The organism is Bdellovibrio reynosensis (genome assembly GCF_022814725.1).
GTDB lineage: Bacteria > Bdellovibrionota > Bdellovibrionia > Bdellovibrionales > Bdellovibrionaceae > Bdellovibrio > Bdellovibrio reynosensis.
Window position 1 is genome coordinate 3575928 of record NZ_CP093442.1, and the last position, 6396, is coordinate 3582323.

Consider the following 6396-nt stretch of genomic DNA (forward strand, 5'->3'; position numbering starts at 1 on the left):
GAGTGGGTTTTTTTTATGGAATGAGGATAGTGGCTCCCGTGGTCTTCCGTGATGTTAGGGCTTCGTGGGCTTTTGCTGCCTCTTTTAGTGGGTAGTGTTGGTTGATTTCTATTTTTATTTTTTTAGTCAGGACCATTTCGAAAACTTCTTCTGATGCGGCCTGAAGTTTTTCTGGGGTGTCTATGTAGCCGCCAAGGCTGGGGCGGGTGACATACAACGATCCTTTTTGTGATAGAATGCCGAGGTTGATTCCAGTCACAGGGCCTGAGGCGTTGCCGAAGCTTACCATGAGTCCGCGTGGGCTTAGGCAATCTAAAGAAGTTTCCCAAGTGTCTTTGCCGACACCATCGTACACGACCGGAACTTTTTTTCCTTCTGTTAGCACTTTTACTTTTTCGGCGACGTTTTCTTTTGAGTAGTTGATTGTGGCCCAGGCTCCGTGGCTTTTTGCTATTGCCGCTTTTTCTTCGGAAGAAACCGTGCCAATAAGTTTTACTCCTAAAGCTTTTGCCCATTGGCACGCAATCAATCCCACGCCTCCCGCAGCCGCGTGGAATAAAATCGTTTCACCCTCTTTGATTTTATAAGTTTGGCGAAAGAGGTACTGAACAGTTAAACCCTTCAACATAACTGCTGCGGCTTCTTCAAAAGAAATGCCTTCGGGGATTTTTACTAAATGATGAGCTGGCATAGTGCGCTTTTGCGAATACGCTCCCAAAGGACCTTGTCCATAGGCCACGCGATCGCCGACTTTTAGGTGATTAACGGCACTTCCTACTTTCTCTATCACTCCGGCGGCTTCGTTTCCTAAGCCGCTTGGTAAGGAGACTGGGTAAAGCCCACCGCGATAATAAGTGTCGATGAAGTTTAGTCCGATGGCTTCGTGGCGAATTGTGACTTCATTATCTTTCGGTTCAGGAACTTCAACAGATTCATACTTTAGAACCTCAACATCACCAGTGCTGTGGAAACGAATGGCTTTACTTTGCACGAAGGCTCCTAACTTTTGGACGAAGTGAATATGTTAAAAAGTTTTTCACTTCATCAAACATACCATTTTTGAGATGTGCCATTTTAAAATGCATAAACGGATTTAGTCACTTTCAAAAAACGGACTGTTAGAATACTTAAAGAAACGTGCGGCAGGAGGCTTCATGCGCATTTATCATTTAGTGACTGTACTATTGCTTTTATCAACTCGTGCTTTCGCAAAATCAGATGCTAACACTTTGGCCGTTGGGCAGGGGATTGCAGCTCCGGCGGTGACTTCACCGATAAACTATTCAAATGGCTTCACTCATGAAAACCCGGCAGTGGCAGCGACGTTGTCGGGTGGACAATTGTCGTTAGAATATGACACTGGAAAAGATAATGATGAAAACAATCAATCAGGTCTTGGCGTAGAGCTTGGTTATGGAAACGGCAATGCCGGAGCTATGGCAGGCTATTATAAAAGAGACTGCGAAGGGTGTGAAGGTCGCGCCGGCGGTATACTAGGTGTCGGCACATCTTCATTCGCGTTCGGTATCGGATATCGCGAAGAGAATAATTACTCCGCAGGTTTGTTATTTAATCAGTCGGGAACCCACCGTTTTGGTGTCACCGCTGACTTTGAAGATGTCGAAGAAGAAGGTCAAGACTTACGCACCATGGGTGTGGGTTATGCCTACCAGGGAAGTTCGTTCACCTTTGTCGTTGATGCTTCTAAGCGCGATGATGAGTCGGGTGGAACAAGTAACGATGTGGTTATGGTGACTCCAGGATTATTAGTAGATATTAGCAAAATCGCCGTATCGATTTCATATGACATGTACTTAAATGATGAAAGTAAAGTCTATGAAGATGATGTGTGGTTTGGCGTAGCAATTAAGGGTTCCCTTGGACAACTTAATATCTACCACGACTATGTAAATAATTGGGCGCTAGTTGGAGCATTTAGCTTTTAAGAACCACAGACTTAAACGTTCGCAAGAGTAGAGTTGTTCCTTCAATGAACCAGCTAATTGCGCTAACACTGAAGTGATGGCGCAGTTCAGTCTTGTCTTAGTTATTATTTTTAGCATTGCAACTGACTTTGCTTTTGCACAAAGAAAAAAGAAAGAGGGTTGCGAGCGTCGCTATATTGTCGACATGACTGACTTTGCGCCTATAGTGATTCGCACTAAAGGGAAGCTCACAGGAATTGCTCCGGATTTGATTAGCGCATTAAGATCTAAAACCGGCTGCATTTTTATTGAATCTGAATTCAGCCTGCCTGAAATCGCCGACAAGCTTGTTCGGGGGAAGTCAGATATCGTTTTACTTGCGGCAAAAAAATCTGACATCGCTGCCACAAACTTCTTTGTTCCTCTTTATACGAACACGCGTGAAATCGTAGTTGCTAAAAGTGTTTTCGTTCCCAATAAAACCATCAATGACTACATCGATGATCCAAGAATAAAATTTGCACACCTGATCGGTGCGTGGAGTACGCTAGATCACGAAAAAGAAACCAAACTTATAAAAGCAAATCGAATGATAGGAATTCCTGGCCCAGAGGAAGCTTTTGGTCTGCTTAAAGAAAAAAGGGTTCAAGCGCTTCTTTTTACAGGAATTGTAAATTCTTATTTTATTAAAAAACTAGAAATGGAAAATCACAGTGCCCGGGTCTATGACCGCACCGATAAGGTGGAGGTCGGCGCTATACTTTCAACGCGACGAATGAATGACGATGAAAGAAGATATATGAAGCTTATCTTAGATGAAATTAAAGCCGATGGGACGCTTTTAAAAATTTTGACGAAATATGTGTCATACGAAGATGCCAAATCAAGGCTGAAATAAAAAAGGGGAGTCCATTCCCCCTTACAAATAAAAACTTAAAAATTCTTCTAACGAACAATTTCTTGAACATGCACGTGTTTCAAAACCACTGGCACGCCCTGATTAAGTCTTGGGTTTGTTCTAGTCGTTGTCACTCGCGCTGTAACCAGTTTTCTGTGACGAACTTTTTCATTTAAGATGGAAGTTGGCACACCTAAATCTTGCGCTAAATGAATTTTGAAAAATCCTTTGGTCGCCATCGGAGCACTTTCACGCAGGAATTCCTTTGTGGCTACAACGGTTCCATTAGCATCACCAATTAAGATCTCAATCTTATAAATCGTATGTACACCTTCATCTGCAGGTGATTGGTCACGGAAAAGAAGTTTAGCGTCTGTAGTTTCACCGCGAATTTCAAAAGTGTTAATTTGATCTTTGCGCATATGAAGTTCTGCGTTCTTTAACGGTGTCACTTTTTTTATTGCCGAAAGAAATTCATCCACAGTTCCAGATAACGGCAAACCTTGACGCTGAAGACGCAAATCCAATTGGTATTCTTTATTGTCTTCAAGAGCTTGGTCTAAACGAATTTCCACTTGTTCCAAAGATGCAGCAAGTTCCCCAGCAACGATTAATTCATTCGATCCCACTTCCCGAATTTGATAAGCATAACGACTTAAAACTCTTGGCTTTAAACCTTGGTCAACGAAACGGATGATTGAACCATTGATGGTTTCTTCAAGCGCAAGACCTTTAATTGAAACTCGTCCTAATTGCTCGACGCTGTAAAGAGGAACTGCTTTTAAAGTGATAATAATTCCGCCGCCATGATTTTCTTGGCTGTCAACCTGATATCCAAAAATACTTTGTTTCACCGTAAAGCTGACTTGTGGATTTGCTTCAGTACCACTTAGCACGATTTGGAAAGTTTCTTTTTCTTGTCCGGTTAACTGGGTTTCTGCAGGGAAGTTCACTGTTACTGGTACTGTGTAAGTGTGATCAAAGACGTCGCGGTAAACAGTCTTGCAGCAAACTTCTTTATCGCGGTAACGGGTGACAGTTCTTGTGCGAGCTTCCTGGCGATAACGAGTCACCCAGCGGGATTTTGTAACAGGACGAGTTTTACGAACTTGCTCCCAGTGACATTCTCTTTCTGTTCTTGGTACGGTTTCGCAGACAGGCACTCGAGTGCATTCTCGGCGAGGACCTCCTCCTGGCCCGTTGCCGGGTACGATATGGCAGTCTTCTTTATCTCGGCACACACGCTCATGACGGGTGCGAGTGTGACAGCGATATTCCTGATCCCAATAATCTTCATAGTCAGTATAAAATTCTTGGTGTTGGTAGGGCACATCAACATAATAAGTTTCAGTAGTTTCGTAAGGTTCTTGAACCGTGTAAGGAACCTGGTGTGGTTCCTGACGATAGACGTCTTTAGTCAGGGACGCATTCAGACTTAACTGCGACTGACTGTTTCGGTTTAAGACGACTTGAGTCGTTTCAGCAAAGACGGTATTCGCGATCAACAGCACACTTAAAAGTGCAGCAGGTAAAGAAAAGCGGTGCATTTTGTTCCCCCAAAATTTTGATTTCGTTCCAGGTCCTGGGAAAAGCAAGGTATATACCAATTTGCTTGGTGTCAGCTTGTCCTTATGAAATTAAGGAATATTAAGTATTTACCTAAAAAAGGTGCTTAAAACTTAGCCTCCTACAAATGTAAGTATTCGAATGCCCTAAGGTATTCAGTAAATTAATTAAAGTTCTAGTTTATATCATCCGATAAAGCTTTTATGAGGATCGTTGGAACGTTAACTCTTTTATTATCGCTCTTCATATCTGGCCAAGTCATGGCGGCACCAGCTGCTTTAACTTATCAAGGTCGCATTGTGAAAAGCTCTGGTGAACCGCTTGAATACAACGCGGTGGCGTTTCAATTTGAAATACTCGCGCCCAATAAAGTCTGCGTTCTTTATCGCGAACAATTAAATCATATCGACATGACGAACTCAGGCGGAGTGTTTGACGTAAAAATTGGTGCTTCTCACAACTATCCTGCAGCTCCGACTTTCACGATTCTTGATTCATTTAGTAATGCAACAGCATTGGTGTGTGATGGTGGATCACCATACAATCCAGGCCTGACTGACGGTCGTTTTTTACGCGTAAAATTTCATGATGGAGTTTCTTGGCAAACTATTTCTCCAGACAACGAAATCCGCACCGTTCCTTACGCGGGGTTTGCATCTTCAGCAGCGACGTTAGGAACCCATGTGTCTACAGACTTCGTTTTAAAAAATGAAGTGAATGATAACTTAAATTGCGGTAGCGGAAGTTTTTTAACTTGGGATGCAACTTTAAAAAAATTCGGTTGTGCCGGGGTGGCTGGCGCTAGTGGTGGTACCGTGCAATCAGTAGCGGCGAGTGCTGGAAGCAATCCGTACTTGTCTGTTTCCGCAGATACAGTGAACCCCGTAGTCACTTTAAATGTCGGCACAGTGGCTGGCACTGTGGCTGCCGGTGATGATGCGCGCTTCACAAACTCCCGTCCACCAAATGGTTCTGCGGGTGGAGCCTTAACCGGCACATATCCTAATCCAGGTTTAGCTGACGGAGCTGTATCAACAGCAAAGATCGGTGACACAGCAGTGACCACTTCTAAATTATTTGCAAATCCTGGCATTAACAGACTGGTAATGACGGACTCGTCAACCGGAGATACGCTAGCTCCGCTTTCATGTACAGCCGGGCAGTTGTTAACTTGGAACGTGGCAACGGGTTGGCAATGCACGAATGCAACAAGTCTTGCAGTAGGCAGTGCCACGAATGCAACAAACTTTTTAGGAAGTTTAGCCGGCGACGTCAGCGGTACGCAGGGTGCGACAGTCGTTGATAAAATTAAGGGTGTCGCTGTTGATGCAACGGCACCAACAAGCGGCCAAGTTTTAAAATTCAACGGAACTAGTTGGGCCCCAGCTGCAGATAGTAATACTGGTGGTACAGTTACGAACATCGCGACGGGCACTGGTTTAAGTGGTGGTCCAATCACCACGACTGGAACTATTTCTTTAGCGAACACCTCTGTTACTCCAGCAGTCTATGGTTCAACGACTGCAGTTGGTACCTTCACGGTGGATGCTCAAGGTCGTTTGACGGCGGCTTCAAATGCAGCCATCGCTTTCCCGGTAACTTCGGTGGCAACTAAAACCGGTGCTGTGACTTTAGATTATGGTGATATCAATAACGGGGCTGCGAAATATTTAACTTATAAACCCAACAACGTGGCTTGTTCTGATGGCCAAGTGATAAAGTGGGTGAATGCCAACTCTCGTTGGGAGTGTGCGAATGATACCGACACGAACGGTGGCGGTACTGTGACGAACATCGCGACCGGTACTGGTTTAAGTGGTGGTCCGATCACTGCAACTGGAACTATTTCTTTAGCTAATACGACTGTTACTCCAGCCGTCTATGGTTCAACGACTGCAGTTGGTACCTTCACGGTGGATGCTCAAGGTCGTTTGACTGCGGCATCAAATGCAGCGATTGCATTCCCGGTAACGACTGTTGCAGGCAGAACTGGTGCGGTAACTAACG

4 protein-coding genes and 1 pseudogene are annotated in these 6396 nt (G+C 44.3%); 3 read left to right on the forward strand and 2 right to left on the reverse strand.

Annotated features, from left to right (window positions below; genetic code table 11):
• Positions 1-13: 13 nt before the first annotated feature.
• The gene (locus tag MNR06_RS16680; RefSeq protein WP_243537767.1) at positions 14-991 is read right to left on the reverse strand and encodes a quinone oxidoreductase family protein; all 978 of its coding nucleotides are present in this window, start codon (positions 989-991) and stop codon (positions 14-16) included.
• Between the two features lie 163 nt (positions 992-1154).
• Here MNR06_RS16680 and MNR06_RS16685 point away from each other — a divergent pair, with 163 nt between their 5' ends.
• On the forward strand, positions 1155-1946 hold the full coding sequence (locus MNR06_RS16685) for a hypothetical protein (RefSeq protein ID WP_243537768.1): 792 nt from the start codon (positions 1155-1157) through the stop codon (positions 1944-1946).
• A 76-nt stretch (positions 1947-2022) separates the two neighbouring features.
• On the forward strand, positions 2023-2823 hold the full coding sequence (locus MNR06_RS16690) for a transporter substrate-binding domain-containing protein (RefSeq protein ID WP_243537769.1): 801 nt from the start codon (positions 2023-2025) through the stop codon (positions 2821-2823).
• A gap of 47 nt (positions 2824-2870) precedes the next feature.
• Here the strand turns inward: MNR06_RS16690 and MNR06_RS16695 are convergent, their stop codons facing one another.
• On the reverse strand, positions 2871-4370 hold the full coding sequence (locus MNR06_RS16695; protein ID WP_243537770.1) for a hypothetical protein: 1500 nt from the start codon (positions 4368-4370) through the stop codon (positions 2871-2873).
• 222 nt (positions 4371-4592) lie between these two features.
• On the opposite strand from MNR06_RS16695, the pseudogene MNR06_RS00005 reads away from it, so the two are divergent.
• Positions 4593-6389 (forward strand): annotated as a pseudogene (locus MNR06_RS00005) (tail fiber domain-containing protein); the annotation flags it as partial.
• Between the last annotated feature and the right edge of the window lie 7 nt (positions 6390-6396).